Annotated in this window: 18 protein-coding genes; 10 read left to right on the top strand and 8 right to left on the bottom strand. The window is 69.7% G+C overall.

Annotated features, from left to right (window positions below):
• Window positions 1–36: 36 nt before the first annotated feature.
• From C3489_RS00985 to C3489_RS00975, 3 genes are all read right to left on the bottom strand, one after another.
• Window positions 37–330 (bottom strand): hypothetical protein, encoded by a 294-nt coding sequence (locus C3489_RS00985; RefSeq protein WP_103778902.1) that lies wholly within the window; start codon window positions 328–330, stop codon window positions 37–39.
• Between the two features lie 232 nt (window positions 331–562).
• A complete protein-coding gene (locus C3489_RS00980; protein ID WP_103778748.1) occupies window positions 563–787 on the bottom strand; it encodes a hypothetical protein in 225 nt (74 codons plus the stop codon).
• Between the two features lie 64 nt (window positions 788–851).
• Window positions 852–1,466, bottom strand: coding sequence for a TetR/AcrR family transcriptional regulator (locus C3489_RS00975; RefSeq protein ID WP_103778746.1), 615 nt, complete (start codon window positions 1,464–1,466; stop codon window positions 852–854).
• Between the two features lie 76 nt (window positions 1,467–1,542).
• Between C3489_RS00975 and C3489_RS00970 the strand changes: the two genes are divergently transcribed.
• Complete coding sequence (locus tag C3489_RS00970; RefSeq protein WP_103778744.1) at window positions 1,543–2,340, top strand: MBL fold metallo-hydrolase; 798 nt, start codon at window positions 1,543–1,545, stop codon at window positions 2,338–2,340.
• A 77-nt stretch (window positions 2,341–2,417) separates the two neighbouring features.
• On the opposite strand, the gene C3489_RS00965 is transcribed toward C3489_RS00970, so the two are convergent.
• On the bottom strand, window positions 2,418–3,284 hold the full coding sequence (locus C3489_RS00965) for an AraC family transcriptional regulator (protein ID WP_103778742.1): 867 nt from the start codon (window positions 3,282–3,284) through the stop codon (window positions 2,418–2,420).
• Between the two features lie 106 nt (window positions 3,285–3,390).
• Here C3489_RS00965 and C3489_RS00960 point away from each other — a divergent pair, with 106 nt between their 5' ends.
• Window positions 3,391–4,041, top strand: a complete 651-nt coding sequence (locus C3489_RS00960) for an ATP-binding protein (RefSeq protein ID WP_103778740.1) — start codon at window positions 3,391–3,393, stop codon at window positions 4,039–4,041.
• A gap of 29 nt (window positions 4,042–4,070) precedes the next feature.
• Here C3489_RS00960 and C3489_RS00955 read toward each other — a convergent pair whose 3' ends face one another.
• Window positions 4,071–4,763: a maleylpyruvate isomerase family mycothiol-dependent enzyme gene (locus C3489_RS00955; protein ID WP_103778738.1), complete on the bottom strand. Its 693-nt coding sequence runs from the start codon at window positions 4,761–4,763 to the stop codon at window positions 4,071–4,073.
• A gap of 276 nt (window positions 4,764–5,039) precedes the next feature.
• Here C3489_RS00955 and C3489_RS00950 point away from each other — a divergent pair, with 276 nt between their 5' ends.
• From C3489_RS00950 to C3489_RS00940, 3 genes are all read left to right on the top strand, one after another.
• Complete coding sequence (locus C3489_RS00950) at window positions 5,040–6,107, top strand: alpha/beta fold hydrolase (protein WP_103778736.1); 1,068 nt, start codon at window positions 5,040–5,042, stop codon at window positions 6,105–6,107.
• Between the two features lie 31 nt (window positions 6,108–6,138).
• Window positions 6,139–7,581 (top strand): aldehyde dehydrogenase, encoded by a 1,443-nt coding sequence (locus C3489_RS00945; protein ID WP_103778734.1) that lies wholly within the window; start codon window positions 6,139–6,141, stop codon window positions 7,579–7,581.
• A 148-nt stretch (window positions 7,582–7,729) separates the two neighbouring features.
• Complete coding sequence (locus C3489_RS00940; RefSeq protein WP_103778732.1) at window positions 7,730–7,924, top strand: hypothetical protein; 195 nt, start codon at window positions 7,730–7,732, stop codon at window positions 7,922–7,924.
• Between the two features lie 29 nt (window positions 7,925–7,953).
• Here the strand turns inward: C3489_RS00940 and C3489_RS00935 are convergent, their stop codons facing one another.
• From C3489_RS00935 to C3489_RS00925, 3 genes are all read right to left on the bottom strand, one after another.
• Window positions 7,954–8,517 (bottom strand): ABATE domain-containing protein, encoded by a 564-nt coding sequence (locus C3489_RS00935; protein WP_103778730.1) that lies wholly within the window; start codon window positions 8,515–8,517, stop codon window positions 7,954–7,956.
• A 58-nt stretch (window positions 8,518–8,575) separates the two neighbouring features.
• A complete protein-coding gene (abc-f, locus tag C3489_RS00930) occupies window positions 8,576–10,210 on the bottom strand; it encodes a ribosomal protection-like ABC-F family protein (RefSeq protein WP_103778728.1) in 1,635 nt (544 codons plus the stop codon).
• A gap of 263 nt (window positions 10,211–10,473) precedes the next feature.
• Window positions 10,474–10,836 (bottom strand): helix-turn-helix domain-containing protein, encoded by a 363-nt coding sequence (locus C3489_RS00925; protein WP_103778726.1) that lies wholly within the window; start codon window positions 10,834–10,836, stop codon window positions 10,474–10,476.
• A gap of 94 nt (window positions 10,837–10,930) precedes the next feature.
• Here C3489_RS00925 and C3489_RS00920 point away from each other — a divergent pair, with 94 nt between their 5' ends.
• From C3489_RS00920 to C3489_RS00900, 5 genes are all read left to right on the top strand, one after another.
• Window positions 10,931–11,572, top strand: coding sequence for an NAD(P)-dependent oxidoreductase (locus C3489_RS00920; RefSeq protein ID WP_181139443.1), 642 nt, complete (start codon window positions 10,931–10,933; stop codon window positions 11,570–11,572).
• Window positions 11,573–11,756: 184 nt separating this feature from the next.
• A complete protein-coding gene (locus tag C3489_RS00915) occupies window positions 11,757–12,800 on the top strand; it encodes a LacI family DNA-binding transcriptional regulator (RefSeq protein WP_103778724.1) in 1,044 nt (347 codons plus the stop codon).
• A gap of 344 nt (window positions 12,801–13,144) precedes the next feature.
• Window positions 13,145–14,458 (top strand): ABC transporter substrate-binding protein, encoded by a 1,314-nt coding sequence (locus C3489_RS00910; RefSeq protein ID WP_103778722.1) that lies wholly within the window; start codon window positions 13,145–13,147, stop codon window positions 14,456–14,458.
• 14 nt (window positions 14,459–14,472) lie between these two features.
• A complete protein-coding gene (locus tag C3489_RS00905) occupies window positions 14,473–15,468 on the top strand; it encodes a carbohydrate ABC transporter permease (RefSeq protein ID WP_103778720.1) in 996 nt (331 codons plus the stop codon).
• Complete coding sequence (locus C3489_RS00900; RefSeq protein ID WP_103778718.1) at window positions 15,461–16,333, top strand: carbohydrate ABC transporter permease; 873 nt, start codon at window positions 15,461–15,463, stop codon at window positions 16,331–16,333. Before C3489_RS00905 ends, C3489_RS00900 begins: the two co-directional genes overlap by 8 nt.
• Window positions 16,334–16,341 lie beyond the last annotated feature (8 nt).

The following is a 16,341-nucleotide window of genomic DNA, read 5'->3' as shown; positions in this document are numbered from 1 at the left end:
CAGCATGTGTCGTCACCCTGGGTGGCGGGGGTGTCGTCAGGTGCCCTTCTCGAACAGTGCCAGCTGGTCCTTGACCCAGGGGTCGAAGACCGCGAGCCGGCTGGTGGACGACGGGTAGAAGGTCGTCAGCTGGTCCTTGATCCACGGGTCCGTGGGCTGCCGGGCGGCATGGTGTCGGTCGTGGGAGTGATCCCTGCCACCCGGCACCTCGGCGGCCGGGTGGTGCTCGGGTGTCGAGGTAGTGGCGGCTGTCGCGGGACCGCTGCCCACCGCCAGGGCACCTGCGGCCATCACCGTGGCAGCGCCGGCCATCGCCATGCGTCGCGTCATCTGCACGATCTCCTCCTTCACGCCAGGCCCGCGTCGCCCTGTTCTTCTCGACAGTGGCGGTGCGGGCACGGTCAGACGGCGCGCGTACCCGCTCCCCATGCCTCACACACCCCGTTAGGACAATTCCGGCATGTGCATACCTTTGACTCGGCGGGGTGGCGTCCTCCAGACACGGTGCGCGTTCGAGGATCAGGGCCGACGCGAGCGGCGCCAGGAAACCAGGCCGCCGCGACTACACCTCTCCGGTGGCGAAGAGTTCCAGGTGTCCACACTTGGGGCAGCGGTAGGCCTCTATCTGCCGGCGGGGCCGCCCCAACCGCTTGGCACCCCCGAAGATCCCCCGCTCCAGCGCGCCCTCGATCCAGCGCGCGTACCCGCGCGAGTGCTCACCGGCGTCTTCGATGAAGCCCTCCATCAGACCGACCGTTCCGCAGTGGGTGCACGTGTAGTTGTTCACCCGGTGAGTGTAGGAAACGGTCCTCTGAACGTGTCCACGCTGCGGAAGTTGACGGGAGGTGAACTCAAACGGCCGGCCCCGGGCGGTGGTTGGCCAGAGCGGAGCGCATGAGGCGGTGGGCGCGGGCTGCCGCGCGGTCGTCGCCGAGGAGCTGGATCTCCTGGTTGGCGGCCATGGCGAGGCCCGACAGCATGGACACCAGATCCTCGGGATCCAGCTCCGGGTCGAGGTCGCCGGCGGCCTGCGCGGCGGCGATCTGCTCGGCGAGGAAGCGCCGCCAGCGGGTCACCGCGTCGTGCAGGCGGGCGCGCAGCTCACCGGGCTGCCCGTCGAGCTCGCACGAGGCCGCCGTGACGAAGCAGCCGTTGGGGAACGGGCTGTCGGCCAGATAGGCGCACCAGGCGTCGATCACGGCGCGCAGGCACGGCAGGCCCGGCTGCGCGGCGCGGCCGGGCGCCACCACCGCCTCCGTGAACATCCCCACCGCCCGCTCCAGAGCGGCGAGTTGCAGGTCGGTCCGGGAACCGAAGGGGCCGACGATGCCGGCCTTGCTCATGTCGAGCGCCCCCGCCAGCCCGCCGATGGTCAGGCCGGACAGACCCAGGCTGGACGCCTGGGTCACTGCGACTTCGACGATGCGGTCCCGGGTGCGCCGGGCCTCCTCGGCCGATTTCCTCATGCCCTCATCTTAGCGATCGTACGTCTGCTATTTTGGCGAACGATCGTACGGTAAACATCCATGAGAGGGCGTACGCATGCGTATCCGTTGGCTGGGCTGGGCCGGAGTGGAACTTGAGGCGCAGGGCGAGAGTCTGGTCATCGACCTGCTCGGACGGCCGCAAGGCGTCCTGGAGGGAACGTCACTGTCGGAGGTGCCGCTGCCGAAGGTCGTGCCGCCCCGCACGGAAGGACACGTGCTCGCCGGCCTGTGCACCCACTTGCACCGCGACCACACCGACGCCGGTGCCCTGGCCCGCGCCCTGCGCCCTGGCGGGACGGTCCTGCATCCCGAGTCCTTCGGCGGCGACGACCACGAGAACCTCTGGACGCTCAAAGCGGAGGCCGAGCTCACCGCTCACGGTCTCCCGCGCCGGGCCATGGGCCTGTGGGAGACCACCACCATCGGCCCGTTCACCATCGCGGCCGTGCCCGCCGTGGACACCATCGGCGACCCCCAGGTCTCCTGGGCCGTCGAGGCCGACGGCACCCGTGTGATCCACCTGGGCGACACGATGTACCACGGCTACTGGTGGCGTGCCGCCCACCGCTACGGCCCCTTCGACGCCGTCCTCACACCCATCAACGGCCCGACCGTCTGCTTCCCGCACTGCCTGCCGCCGAGCCCCTACCCGTCCACGCTCGACGCCCGGCAAGCCGCCGTCGCCGCCCGCCTCCTCCAGGCGAGGACCGCGATCCCGATCCACTACGACGGCTTCCACGCCGAGGGCTTCTACACCACCCAGCCCGACGAACTCGCCCGCTTCCTCGACGCCGCATCCGGCGAGCCCTATAAGGTCCTCACCCCGGCCCTGGGCGAAGAGGTGGTTCTCTGAACCGAAGTGACGCCCTCGCAGGCAGTCGTGCGGTGGCCCGGACCGAGACCCGGGCCACCGCACGCACCGTGCCCCGCTCAGACGGCGGATCGCTCCACGGGAATCCACAGCGTGGCGTCCGCCTCGGCCTTGTCCTGCGACAGGCTCACCCGCAGGATCTCAGGCCCCGGCCTGCTCTGATACGGGTTCGACGGGAACCACTGTGTGAACACGTCCCGCCACAGGTGCTGGAGCGCCAACGGGAACGGGCCGGAGTTCTCGAACACGGCCCACGTCCCGGCCGGAACGTCGAGGACGTCCAGGTCCGCCGGTGCTTCAGCGCCGGTCACCACGCCGTGGTAGTAGTCGAGTTCGGTCCCTTCCGCCCGGCTGGGATCGAGCTGATCGCTCACCCCGACGACTCCCGCCGGCTCCTGGTCGGACAGCGCCGTGATGCGCTCCAGCGTCTCCGGGCCGATGCCCCGGATGAACTCGGCGATCGCCGGGTTGACCCCCTCATGGACGAGCGGGACACGGGCCTTCCTGCCGACCACACGGAACTCCTGCTTGTCCACGATCCTGTATCGCATACTGCTGCTCCCTTCGATGATGAGCCGGAAGGACATCCGGGGCTGGGAGTGCAGAGCCGCACCGGTCCGCCGGGCCTCGCCCGGACCCACACCGTGGAGCGCTCTGAACGCCCGGGCGAAGGCTTCTCCCGAGCTGTAGCCGTAGCGCACGGCGACGTCCAGCAGCGTCCGTTCACCGGCGAGCACTTCGGCGCCCGCCACGGTGAGCCGCCTGCGGCGGATGTACTCCGACAGCGGGACGCCGGCCAGCGCGGAGAACAGCCGACGGAAGTGATACTCCGACATCACGGCGATGCGCGCGAGATCAGCCACGTCGATCGGCTGGTCGAGGTGCGACTCGATGTGCTCCATGGCCTGGTTGAGCCGCTCCAGCATCCCGGTCCCCTTCCCTTTCGATCACTCACGTTAGGAAGGACCCACCGTGCCGGACCCGACATCCTGTGCCCGACAAGGTCGGGTCCGAGGACGGGATGATTGCCTGATGGACGTCTCAAGCGGTTCCTGGGTCAACACGACGCACGACTGGTCCGGCGCGGTCGATCTGGATCATCTGGCATCCATACGACAGGCCCCGGAGGAGTTCGCGCCGGGCGGCCCGTGGCATCTCCTCCTGGAGGTGCTCGCGTACGCCGCTGACGAGGCATCCTGCAGGGGCGGTGGACGCTGCCTCGTCACGTTCTGGCCGGATGGATCCTTGTCCGTGGCAGATGACGGGCGCGGCACTGACACCCGTGAGGACGAGCACGGTCGGATCGTCAAGAAGCCCATCATGGCGTCGAAGGATCTCCGGTTCTTCGACCATCCAGAGGCGGAACGGCTTCCGGACGGCCGTCCGCGTCGGGGCATGTCCGTGGTGGCGGCGCTCAGTGAATGGCTCGTCCACACCAACCGCCGCGTCGACGGTGCCTGGACCCAACGCTACGAGTACGGCGTCCCGGTCACCGACCTGGAGCCTGTCGAGGCCGACGGCACCACCGGGACCCTCGTCCACTTCCGACCGGACGGCCCCTTGCGCACGACAGGGGTGTCGATGCGGGGCCGGTGCGAGCGTCTGGCGCAGGTGTGGCCGGATCTGGCCATCGAGGTGGATGACAGGCGCGGCACCGGAACTCCGCGTGCGCAAGTGAAGTGACGGACTGGCGACACCCCGAAAGACCTGCGTCAGGGCGTCAGCGTGCCGGCCAGGATGTTCAGGCCCGCCTGCTGGTCTCCGCGCCAGGTGTATGTCTCGTGGGTGACGGGCATCCGACCCCACAGCAGGAGCAAGAGCTGCTCCGCCGGCCCGGCGAGCGTGGCGACAGGGCTTCCAGGGCCGTACGTCCAGGATGCTCCGAGGTCCGTGGCCTCCAGCCGCAATGCGCTCAGCGGTGGGCGCGCTCTGCCGCGTGCTATCTGCCTCGGCGCCATCGTGTCGAAGACCTCCGCCACGCCTTCCCCCGCGAGTACGGGATCCAGCGGTCGCGCGCCGCCCTGTGCGTGCTCGGCGTCCCACCGGTGCACGAGCGCCTCCAACGCGCGGCGTCGCTGCCAGAACCCCACCGTGTGCGGCGGATGGAACGTCCAGGCGCGCGAAGCGGGGTCCCTGCCCAGAGCCTTGAGCAGGGTCTGTGACGTTCCCTCGAACCACTGCCTCAGTTCAGCCGGATCGCGCGGGGCCGAGGTCGCCGGGTGGTCGCCGTGCTGCTCCGTGACTGCCGCTGCCGCCCAGAGGTTCGAGCTGCCCAGATGTTCGGCCAGGTCGTGCAACGTCCAGCCACCGCAGTGCTCGATCGGCAGGGAGAGATCACCGTCGAGGCAGGCGCGGAACGCGTCGAGCTCATCGTGCAGGTGGTGCAGCAGAGAAGCCGAGTCCATGACCGGTCAACCTAGCGCAGCGACAGCCTGGGTGACCGCCCTGGGGCGAAGGTTCCGGTGCCTGCCTCAACTCGCGGACACCCAGACCGTCATCACCCGTTGAAACGGTAACGCCAGCTCAGCGAGGTGAACGCCCTTGACCCCACAAGCTGACGGACCCCGCGCGGTGACGAACTCCGCCCATTTTCCGATCCATTCACCGCGTCACCGGTTTGACTGGTGACGCATTCCTGTGTGAAGGTCTTCCCATCACCGGCCGCGACGGAGGGATTTCTCGTGATCAACAGGCGCACGCTGGCGAAGGCTCTCGGTCTGGGTACGGGCGCGGCCGCGGCCTCACTGACCGGCCTGCAGTCCCTCGCGTCCGCCGCGAGCGGCCCGACGGACTCACCTGCTCCGGGCGGCGCACCGGCACCCACCCCGCCCGCCGTCACCCACACCGATTTCGGCCCGCTCAAGCACATCAAGGCCGGTGTCCTCGACATCGGTTACGCGGAAGTCGGGCCGGCGCACGGCCCGGTCGTCCTGTGCCTGCACGGCTGGCCCTACGACATCCACAGCTACGTCGACGTCGCCCCGCTCCTCGCCGACCAGGGGTACCGCGTCATCGTTCCTTATCTGCGCGGCCACGGCACCACACGCTTCCTGTCCCGCCGTACGCCCCGCACCGCCGAGCAGTCCGCCGTCGCGCTCGACATCATCGCCCTGATGGACGCCCTCAAGATCGACAAGGTGGTGCTCGCCGGGTTCGACTGGGGTTCGCGTACCGCCGACATCGTCGCGGCGCTGTGGCCCGAGCGCGTCAAATGCCTCGTCTCGACCGGTGGTTACCTCATCACCGACGTCAAGGCACAGCAGGAGCCCGCCGCGGCGGCCGTCGAGCACAAGTGGTGGTACCAGTGGTACTTCGCCACCGAGCGCGGCAAGAAGGCGATGGAGAACGTCGACGAGCGCATCGCCCTGTGCCGCTACGTGTGGACTCTCGTCTCGCCCACCTGGGACTTCGACGACGCGACCTTCGCACGCACGGCCGAGGCGTTCAGGAACCCCGACTACGCGGCCATCGTCCTGTACAACTACCGCTGGCGCATCGGTCTGATCGAGACGGAGCCGCGCTACCGTCGCCACGAGGCCCTGCTCGCCGCCCGGCCGCCCATCCAGGTGCCCACGATCACTCTCGACCCCGCCCTGGACCCCTTCACCCCGCCCGGCGACGGCTCCGCCTACCGCGACCACTTCACGGGCCCGTATGAGCACCGCACGCTCCCCGGCATCGGCCACAACCTGCCGCAGGAGGCACCGTCCGCCTTCACGCAGGCCGTCGTCGACGCCGACCACCTCTGACGGCGCCCCGACGACCCCAGGAGAAGAACGCGTGATCGTCTACGACCGGCTTTTCATCGGGGGCTCCTGGACGGAGCCGAGCGACCCGGCGCTCCACAACCTCGTCTCGCCGCACGATCAGTCCCTCATCGGCCGCACCGCCCAGGCGCAGCCGCCGGACATCGACCGGGCCGTGGCCGCCGCGAGAGCCTCCTTCGACGCGGGCGTGTGGCGCACCACCCCGCCGGACCAACGCATCTCGCTCCTACGGCGGTTCAACACCCTGCGCGAGGAGAATGCCGAGCACGTCGCGCGTCTGGTCTCGCTGGAGAACGGCTCGGCGCTCTGGTTCACCCGCGCCGGACAGCCAGGCCTCACCCGGCAGGCGAACGCCTACCTGAAGGCGGCCGAGGAGTTCGCCTGGGAGGAGAGGCTCGCTCCCTCCGACCCGGCGTCACCGGTACGCAGTGTGGTGCGCCGTGAGCCGGTCGGTGTCGTCGCGGCCGTGATCCCGTGGAACTCGCCGTTCTCCTCGGCCACTTCGAAGATCATCCCGGCTCTCGCCGCCGGCAACTCCGTGGTCCTGAAGGTGTCCCCGGAGAACTCGCTGAGCATGGGATTCCTGGCCGGGCTGCTGGAGCGGACGGGCCTGCCCGAAGGCGTGATCAGTGTCCTGCCCGCCGACCGGGAGACCAGCGAGTACCTGGTCTCGCACCGGGACGTCGACAAGATCGCTTTCACCGGCTCGACGCGGGCCGGCCGCCGGATCGCCGCGATCGCCGGGGAGCAGCTCAAGCGGGTCAGTCTGGAGCTGGGCGGGAAGTCCGCCGCCGTCATCCTGCCGGACGCCGACATCGGCCGGGCCGTCGCGGGCCTGAAGTTCGCCTCCCTGCTCAACAACGGCGAGTCGTGCATCGCGCAGACCCGGATCCTCGCGCCGCGCAGCCGGTACGAGGAGGTCGTCACGGCGCTGAAGGAGCTGGTCGAGTCGCTGAAGGTGGGCGACCCGAGCGACCCCGACACGTTCATCGGCCCGATGATCCGCCCGGACCAGCAGCAGCGGGTACGTACCTACATCCAGCTCGGCATCGAGGAGGGCGCCCGCCTGGTCACGGGCGGCCCGCGGATCCCCGAGGGCCTGGAGAAGGGCAACTACGTCACCCCCACCGTGTTCGCCGACGTGGACCACTCGATGCGCATCGCGCAGGAGGAGATCTTCGGCCCGGTTCTGGTCGTCATCGCCTACGCAGACGAGGACGACGCCGTACGCATCGCCAACGACTCCCCGTACGGTCTGTCCGGCGGCGTGTGGTCCGGCGACGAGGAGCACGCCCTGGCGGTCGCCCGCCGCATCCGCGCCGGTACCGTCACGGTCAACGGCGCTCCCGTCGCCTTCGACGGCCCGTTCGGTGGCTTCAAGGCCAGTGGGATCGGTCGCGAGTACGGCGCGGTGGGTCTCGGCACTTACACCGAGTACAAGACCATCACCGTCTGACGGCCGCAGGTGTCCCGGCACACCCTCACCCTAAAGTCACCATCTTGACTGGTGATGGCAGGGTGGACGCTGGTAGACGTCCAGTGCGGCGGCAGACGCCGAGCCGCCCGGCGAGACACGGATCACCCGACGAAGTGGAGGACGGACCATGCAGAACGAACTCGGACCCGACACCGCCGCGGCAGCGGCGCGGCGCGCGCGGTTCGGCAGGCTTCCGGAGCGCATTCGCTTCGAGGACATGACCGAAGAGGTGGCGGGCGGTCCTCGCAGGGCCGGCGCCTCGTACGATCCCCAGGGCTCCTGGAAGTACTACTCGTGCCTGGCCCTCGACCTGGGGCTGTAGACGCCGTTCGACTCGACCCGCCCGGCCGGTCAGCCCCCGGCCGCGGCGGGTGCCGTCTTCTTGCGGGCGCGGTAGGCCGCCGACTTTATCTTGTTGCCGCACGACTCCATGCCGCACCACTGCCGCCGCATGCCCCGCGAGCGGTCGATGTAGACCCGCGTGCACTCGGGGTTGCCGCACTCCTTCAGCAGCGGGACGTCCGGACCGCTGAGCAGTTCGACGGCCTGCCGGGCGACGGTGGCCAGGGCCTGCCCGGGCGTCGCGTCGGTGTGCCGGCCCCTCAGAGTGAGCTGCGGCGTCACCGGCTCCCGCCGCGCGGCGGCATTCAGCACCGCGAGCGCCTCCCGGTCGAACTCCTCTCCGAGGCGGCGATCGGTGACGAGGCGGTAGATCGCCTCGCGCACACCGATCGCCTCCCGGACGTCGTCCTCCGCGCCGGGCGTGATGGCGTCGACGAGCCCGGACTCCACATACCAGGCGGTGAGACGCTGCGGCGTCGCGAACATCTCGAACCGGGTCGAGCGCCGGGCGCGCAGCGTGGCCGCGAAGTCGAGCGCCGGGTGTCCGCACACGAAGACATGGTCAAGATTCACATCACCATCTTGACAGGTGACGTGGGTGACGTGCAAGGTTCGTCACCGGTCCGACCGGTCACACCTCGGGCGCCCCGGTCTCCACGAGCGCTCCCTCGGCAAGGCGCAGCCAGCGGCTCACGCCGATCTCGGCGAGGAACCGGTCGTCATGGCTGACGACCATGAAGGCGCCCCGGTAGGAGTTGAGCGCGCTCTCCAGCTGGCCCACGCTGACCAGGTCGAGGTTGTTGGTCGGCTCGTCGAGCAGGAGCAGATGGGGGGCCGGTTCCGCACACAGGACGCAGGCGAGGGTGGCCCGCAGTCGTTCGCCGCCGGAGAGCACACCGACGGGCAGGTGCGCCCGGGAGCCGCGGAACAGGAAACGCGCGAGCAGGTTCATCCGTTCCGCGTCGGGCCGCTCGGGCGCGAACGCGGCGAAGTTCTCCGCCACGGTGCGGTCCAGGTCCAGCAGGTCCAGGCGCTGCGAGAGATAGGCGATGCGGCCCTCGCCACGTGCGATCTCCCCACTGACCGGGGAGAGTTGGCCGGTGATCAGCCTTAGCAGGGTCGTCTTGCCGGAGCCGTTGGGGCCGGTCAGCGCGATGCGCTCGGGTCCGCGTACGGAGAGGTCGACGCCTCCGCCGGTGAACACGTCCTTGCCGTCGTGCCGGACCTGCATCCCCGAGCCGAGGAAGAGGTTGCGCCCCGCCGGCACCTGGGTGTCGGGCAGCTCCAGGGTGATGCGCTGCTCGTCACGCAGCGCGCGCCCGGCCTCGTCGAGGCGGGCCTTGGCCTCGCCGACGCGGGAGGCGTGCATCTGGCCGGCCCGGCCCGCGGACTCCTGTGCGCCGCGCTTCATGTTGCCGGCGAAGATGCGTGGCAGTCCGGCGCTCTTGAGGTTGCGGGCGGCGTTGCCGGCGCGGCGCTCGGCGCGTTCGCGGGCCTGCTGCAGCTCCCGCTTCTCCCGCTTCAGCTCCTGTTCGGCGTTGCGGACATTCTTCTCGGCGACCTCCTGCTCGGCACGCACGGCCTCCTCGTACGCGGTGAAGTTGCCGCCGTGGAAACGCAGTTGGCTGCTGCCGAGCTCGGCGATGCCGTCCATGCGGTCGAGCAGGGCTCGGTCGTGCGCGACCAGCAGCAACAGCCCGCTGTAGTCCGCCAGTACGTCGTACAGCTTGTGCCGGGCGTCGCGGTCCAGGTTGTTGGTCGGCTCGTCGAGCAGCAGGACGTCCGGTCGCTTGAGCAGTTGCGCGGCGAGGCCGAGCTGGACCACCTGGCCGCCGCTGAGTGTGCTCAGGTTGCGGTCGAGGGCGAGGCCGGCGAGGCCCAGGCGGTCGAGTTGGGCCCGGGTGCGCTCCTCGATGTCCCAGTCGTCGCCGATGGTGGTGAAGTGCTCCTCGCTCACGTCCCCCGACTCGACGGCGTCCAGCGCACGGATCACCGCGGCGACGCCGAGGACTTCGGCCACGGTGAGGTCGCCGGTCAGGGGGAGGCTCTGCGGCAGATAGCCGAGCGTGCCGCTGACGGACACCGAGCCGGTGGCGGGCTTGAGTTCGCCGGTGATCAGCTTCAGCAGGGTGCTCTTGCCGGCACCGTTGGGGGCGACCAGGCCCGTGCGGCCGGTGGTCAGGGCGAACGACAGGTCGTGGAAGACAGGGGTGTCGTCGGGCCAGGAGAACGACAGGTTCGAGCAGACGACGGTGGCGTCGGACATGGTGTGACCTCGTGAGAGCTGGGGGCGAAGACAGCTCCGCCCCGGGCAGATGTGGAGTGCAGGGGTACGACGAACGGGCCACCTCGGCGGCGCTTCTTCAGCGCGTCCGGTGGCCGTCAGATCCGGATCTCACCCGGAGATGTCGTCGTCACCCACCACGTCTGCGACTCCTTGTTACACGGTCCAGGTCACTCACAGCTTAACAGCCGGCTCCATGGGCCCCTGAGAAGAGCCTGCGGGCACCACGCACGGCGTTCACCGGTTCAGACCGAGCGCCTACGGCCCTCGACGCGCCGCAGTTGGTCGAGGTGTTCGCGCGCCCACGCGCAGGCGGCGTCCATCGGGCCGAGCAGTGAACGCCCCAGCTCGGTGAGCGCGTACTCCACTCGCGGCGGGTTCTCGTCGTACGCGGTGCGAGTGATCCAGCCGTCGCGCTCCATCGCACGCAGCGTCTCGGTCAGCACCTTCGGGGCGACGCCTTTGAGGGGCACCTTCAACTCGGTGAACCTGCGCGGGCTTTCCTCAAGACAGCGCAGAATCATGCCGCTCCACTTGTCGCCGACCCGGATGGGCATGTGGTGACTGCAGTACGGGTCGAACATGTCGGCGTTCAGAGGCGCACTCATAGCCCGACGATAGAGCAGGTTCCGTTGAAGTAACCGGACACCGTCCGCCTACTGTCCTGCACCAGGCCCGAACGGGCGGCCCAAGGGAGGAACCATGAGCAAGGTAGTCATCTTCGGGGCGGGCGGACGCGTGGGGCGTGCGGCGGTGGCCGAAGCGGTGCGGCGCGGGCACACGGTGACGGCGGTGGTGCGGGACCCCGGCAAGTACGCGGAACTCGGCGCGTCCGACGCGGTGACCGTGGTGCGGGGCGACGTGACGGATGCCGAGTCGGTGGCGACGGCCGCGGCGGGGCACGACGCGGCCGTGAATGCCTCGGTGCGGTTGGACCTTCCCGCCGAGGAGTACTTCACGGCTGCCGCGCGCGCCCTGGTCGACGGGCTCGGACGGGCGGGGGTGAGGCGGCTGCTGGTGCTGGGCATCGCGTCGACGCTGGAGACCTCGCCGGGTGTGCGGGTGATGGACGGCCCGGAGTTCCCCGACGAGTACCGGGTGTTCTCACAGGGGCATGTCGCGGAGTTCGAACTGCTGCGGACGGCCGCGACCGAGCTCGACTGGCTGATGGTGGTTCCCCCGATGGACCTGAACGAGCAGGCGGAGGTCACCGGACGCTACACGAGCGCGATCGGTTCGCTGGTGGGGCAGGGGCGGATTTCGCATCAGGACCTCGCGGTGGCGCTGCTCGACGAGATCGAGACGCCGCGGCACCACGGGGTGCAATGGGCGGTCTCGCACTGACGCCGTGCGCGTAGCCGCCCTGTACGGCGGCGCCTTCCCTGCCGTCCCGGCATGTCGCTCGGCACGCGCGACCGGCGTGTTCGCCGTCGCAGCAGCCTGCGCGCGCCGCCGGCGGCCTGAGCGCCCTGCTCCGTGCGACGTCCGCCTCTGTACGGTGTTTTCGGCCCGCCGTTAAGGTGCGGGCATGGGCAGACAGACACCGACTCTGGAGGACGTCGCTCGTGAGGCGGGGGTGTCCCGGGCGACGGTTTCCCGGGTCGTGAACGGTGTGCGCAACGTCGATCCGGCGCTCCGCGAGATCGTGCACCGGGCGATCGAAGTGACCGGCTACGCCCCCAACCGGGCCGCCCGGTCGCTGGTGATCCGGCGTACCGAGACCGTCGCCCTCGTGGTGTCGGGGGTGGGAGACGTCGCGGACGACGACACCCGCGACGCCTTTGCCGCCCGGGTCTTCACGGACCCCTTCTTCGGACGCGTGGTCGGCGGAGTCGTCGGCTTCCTGCGGCCGCGCTCGATGCATCCGGTGCTGATGTTCGCCGAATCGGCCGACGACCGGCGCGAGGTGCTCACCTTTCTGCGGCAGGGCCGGGCCGACGGGGCGCTCGTCGTCTCCACGCATGCGGACGACCCGCTGCCCGCCCTGCTCGCCGAGGCGGGGCTGCCCGCTGTGCTGTTCGCCCGGCCGGCCCGGCCGGTGCCGCTGAGCCACGTCGACGTGGACAACCGGGCCGGCGGCCGGCTCGCGGCGCGGCACCTGCTGGCGCGTGGATGCTGCAGGCCGGCCACGGTGACCGGACCGCTGGACGTGTCTGCCGGCCGGGAGCGGCTGGCAGGTTTCCGTGCGGCGCTGACCGAGGCCGGGCTGACGGACGTGCCCTTCGTCGAGGGGGGTTTCACCCTGGCCGGCGGCGCGGAGGCCATGGACGCGCTGCTCGCCCGGCACCCCGATGTGGACGGCGTCTTCGCGGCCAACGATCTCATGGCCGAGGGCGTCTGCCGGCTGCTCCAGGAGCGCGGTGGACGGGTGCCCGACGACGTCGCCGTGGTCGGTTTCGACGACAGCGGCGTGGCCGCGGCCTGCCGGCCTGCGCTGACCTCGGTCCGTCAGCCGGTGGAGCGGATGGCCCAGGAGATGGCACGCCTCCTGGACGAACACATCCGAGGTGAGCGCACGGAGCCGACCGCGGTCGTCTTCGACCCGGAGCTGGTCACACGGGACTCGGCATGAACCCCCGGTCCCGCGTCTGACGCCTTGCCAGGGAGCACCGGTCGCGCCGGGCGCCGGCCCCTGGCCCGGCGGCTGATCTGCCCGCCGAAATACAACTGTTGCAATACGGCCGCCCGATCCCCTCTTCGCAGGTCACGTGCCGTGCGGCCGTCGGGCGCCGCCACCCGGGCCTCCCCCTGTGCCCTCGCCGTCGGGTCAAGTGCTGCGCCGACTCTTGACGGCACCCTCACCACCTGGCTTAACTCACGTTTTAAATTAAGCCATGGGGGGCTTCGGTGCCGAACGGGGTCGGCTCCGGTGACACCTTCACGGCTCTCCATTCCCGGGAAGGGACACCAGGAGCCATGCGCACCCTCAGAGCCGCGGCCGTCAGTGCCGTCACCCTGTCGCTCGCTCTCACGGCCACCGCCTGCGGCGGCGGTTCGGCCGGCGGCGGGTCCAACGACTCGCCCAAGACACTGACGTACTGGGCCTCCAACCAGGGCGCCAGCATCGAGGTCGACAAGAAGGTCCTCCAGCCCGAGCTCGACAAGTTCGAGAAGCAGACCGGCATCAAGGTCAAGCTGGAGGTCGTCCCCTGGTCCGACCTGCTCAACCGCATCCTCACCGCCACCACCTCCGGCCAGGGCCCCGACGTGCTGAACATCGGCAACACCTGGTCCGCCTCGCTCCAGGCGACCGGCGCCCTGCTGCCCTGGGACGCGCAGAACTTCGCGAAGATCGGCGGCAGGGACCGCTTCGTCGACTCGGCCCTCGGCTCCACCGGCACGCCGGGCAAGGACCCGGCGGCGGTGCCGCTGTATTCGATGGCGTACGCCCTCTACTACAACAAGCAGCTGTTCGCCGAGGCCGGCATCACCAAGCCGCCGGCCACCTGGGACGAACTGGTCGCCGACGGCAAGAAGATCGAGGCCAAGGGGAAGAACGGCCTGGGCGCCGAGGGCTCGAACCTGTCCAACAACATCCACCAGGTCTTCGTCCTCGCCAAGCAGCACGGCGCGGACTTCTTCACCCAGGACGGCAAGCCCGACTTCACCAGTGACGGCGCGGTGGCCGCGGTCAAGCAGTACGTCGATCTCATGGCCAAGGACAAGGTCGTCAACCCGAGCAACGCCGAGTACGCGCAGAACCAGTCGCTGAGCGACTTCGCCAAGGGCAAGACGGCGATGGTGCTGTGGCAGACCGCCTCCGCCACGTTCAAGTCGCTCGGGATGAAGGACTCCGACTGGGGCGTGGCCCCCGCGCCCGTGCAGTCGGGCAGCCCCGGCACCGGAGCACAGGTCAACTCCATGGTCGCCGGCATCAACATGGCCGTCTTCAAGAACACCCACAACCTCGACGGCGCCACGCGGTTCGTGAAGTTCATGACCAGTGACGAGGAGCAGAAGATCCTCAACACCGCCTACGGGTCGATACCGCCGGTCAAGGCCGCGCAGTCGGACCCGGCGTTCAACTCCCAGGCCACCGCGGTGCTGCGGCAGACGCTCGCCACCAGCGCCCAGGCACTGCCCCAGGTGGCCGACGAGTCCCAGTTCGAGACGGCGGTCGGCACCGCCGTCAAGGAGCTGTTCGCCGACGCGGCGGCCGGCCGTGAGGTGACCACCGAGTCGGTCAAGGCCAAGCTGGCCAAGGCGCAGCAGCAGATGCCGGCGCAGTGAGCCAGGACACCCTGATGACGACCACTGTCCCCGAGTCCGGTACCCGGGCGGTGCACAAGAGCTCCCCCGGTGCGGCGCGCGGCCCCCGCCGCCGCACCGGGCGGATCCGCCGTATCTCGCTGCCCTACCTGCTCCTGCTGCCCGCCCTGCTGCTCGAACTGCTCGTGCACCTGGTGCCGATGGTCATCGGCATCACCATGAGCTTCAAGCAACTCACCCAGTTCTTCATCCGCGACTGGGGCAGCGCCCCCTGGTCCGGCTTCGACAACTACCGCCTGTCCGTGGACTTCGACGGACCCGTCGGCGAGGCGCTGCTGCACTCCTTCCTCGTCACCTGCGCCTTCACCCTGCTGTCGGTGGGCCTGTGCTGGCTGCTCGGCACGGCCGCCGCGATCTACATGCAGGACACCTTCCGCGGCCGCGGCCTGCTGCGCGCCCTGTTCCTGGTGCCGTACGCGCTGCCCGTCTACGCGGCGGTCATCACCTGGGCGTTCATGTTCCAGCACGACAACGGCGCGGTGAACCACATCCTGCACGACCAGCTGCATCTCACCGACCGGCCCTCCTTCTGGCTCATCGGCGACAACAGCTTCTACGCCCTGCTGACCGTCTCGGTGTGGAAGGGCTGGCCGTTCGCCTTCCTCACCGTGATGGCCGGGCTGCAGAACATCCCGGGCGAGCTGTACGAGGCGGCCGCCCTGGACGGCGCCGGGATGTGGCAGCAGATCCGCCGCATCACGCTGCCCTCCCTGCGCCCGGTCAACCAGGTGCTGGTGCTGGTGCTGTTCCTGTGGACGTTCAACGACTTCAACACGCCGTACGTCCTGTTCGGCAAGGCCGCGCCACAGGCGGCCGACCTCATCTCCATCCACATCTACCAGTCGTCGTTCGTCACCTGGAACTTCGGCACCGGCTCGGCCATGTCCGTCCTGCTGCTGCTCTTCCTGCTCGTGGTGACGGGCGTGTACCTGCTGCTCACTTCCCGGGGGAGGAAGACGGCCGATGTCTAGCACCGCGCCCGCGCCGCGCTCGCCCATGGCGCCGCCGCGCTCGTTCCTGTGGTCCCGGCGGATCGTCCTGACGCTGCTCAGCGGTTTCGTGCTGCTGCCCGTGTACGTCATGGTCTCCAGCTCGCTCAAGCCCCTGCAGGACGTCTCGGGGAAGTTCCGCTGGCTGCCCAGCGGGCTGACGATCCGGCCGTACATCGACATCTGGTCCACCGTCCCGCTGGCCCACTACTTCACCAACTCGCTGATCGTGGCGGGCACGGCCACGGTCTGCTCGGTGGTCATCGCTGTGTTCGCCGCGTACGCGGTCAGCCGTCACGACTTCCGCGGCAAGCGGGTGTTCACGGTGACCGTGCTGTCCACGCAGATGTTCCCGGGCATCCTGTTCCTGCTGCCGCTGTTCCTGATCTACGTCAACATCGGCAACGCCACCGGCATCGCCCTGTTCGGCTCGCGCGGGGGTCTGATCCTCACCTACCTGACGTTCTCGCTGCCGTTCTCCATCTGGATGCTCATCGGGTACTTCGACTCGGTGCCGCGGGACCTGGACGAGGCCGCGCTGGTGGACGGCTGCGGACCGCTGCGCGCCCTGCTGCGGGTGGTCGTGCCCGCCGCGATCCCCGGCATCGTCGCGGTGGCCGTCTACGCCTTCATGACCGCCTGGGGCGAGGTCCTCTTCGCCTCCGTCATGACCAACGACGCCACCCGCACCCTGGCCGTGGGCCTGCAGGGCTACTCCACGCTCAACGACGTCTACTGGAACCAGATCATGGCCGCCTCGCTCGTGGTCAGTGTCCCGGTGGTCGCCGGCTTCCTCCTGCTCCAGCGCTACCTCGTCGCGGGTCTCACCGCGGGCGCGGTCAAGTAGCGCCCCTC

The organism is Streptomyces sp. Ru71 (assembly GCF_002920535.1).
Taxonomy (GTDB): Bacteria; Actinomycetota; Actinomycetes; order Streptomycetales; family Streptomycetaceae; genus Streptomyces.
Note: the sequence above shows the minus strand (reverse complement) of the source record. Positions and strands in the feature narration are given on the sequence as shown.

Coding starts and splice junctions, on each gene's coding strand:
- C3489_RS00985 (WP_103778902.1), bottom strand. CDS start 330: ATGACGCGACGCATGGCGATGGCCGGCGCTGCCACGGTGATGGCCGCA.
- C3489_RS00975 (WP_103778746.1), bottom strand. CDS start 1,466: ATGAGGAAATCGGCCGAGGAGGCCCGGCGCACCCGGGACCGCATCGTC.
- C3489_RS00970 (WP_103778744.1), top strand. CDS start 1,543: ATGCGTATCCGTTGGCTGGGCTGGGCCGGAGTGGAACTTGAGGCGCAG.
- C3489_RS00965 (WP_103778742.1), bottom strand. CDS start 3,284: ATGCTGGAGCGGCTCAACCAGGCCATGGAGCACATCGAGTCGCACCTC.
- C3489_RS00960 (WP_103778740.1), top strand. CDS start 3,391: ATGGACGTCTCAAGCGGTTCCTGGGTCAACACGACGCACGACTGGTCC.
- C3489_RS00955 (WP_103778738.1), bottom strand. CDS start 4,763: ATGGACTCGGCTTCTCTGCTGCACCACCTGCACGATGAGCTCGACGCG.
- C3489_RS00940 (WP_103778732.1), top strand. CDS start 7,730: ATGCAGAACGAACTCGGACCCGACACCGCCGCGGCAGCGGCGCGGCGC.
- abc-f (WP_103778728.1), bottom strand. CDS start 10,210: ATGTCCGACGCCACCGTCGTCTGCTCGAACCTGTCGTTCTCCTGGCCC.
- C3489_RS00925 (WP_103778726.1), bottom strand. CDS start 10,836: ATGAGTGCGCCTCTGAACGCCGACATGTTCGACCCGTACTGCAGTCAC.
- C3489_RS00920 (WP_181139443.1), top strand. CDS start 10,931: ATGAGCAAGGTAGTCATCTTCGGGGCGGGCGGACGCGTGGGGCGTGCG.
- C3489_RS00915 (WP_103778724.1), top strand. CDS start 11,757: ATGGGCAGACAGACACCGACTCTGGAGGACGTCGCTCGTGAGGCGGGG.
- C3489_RS00910 (WP_103778722.1), top strand. CDS start 13,145: ATGCGCACCCTCAGAGCCGCGGCCGTCAGTGCCGTCACCCTGTCGCTC.
- C3489_RS00905 (WP_103778720.1), top strand. CDS start 14,473: ATGACGACCACTGTCCCCGAGTCCGGTACCCGGGCGGTGCACAAGAGC.
- C3489_RS00900 (WP_103778718.1), top strand. CDS start 15,461: ATGTCTAGCACCGCGCCCGCGCCGCGCTCGCCCATGGCGCCGCCGCGC.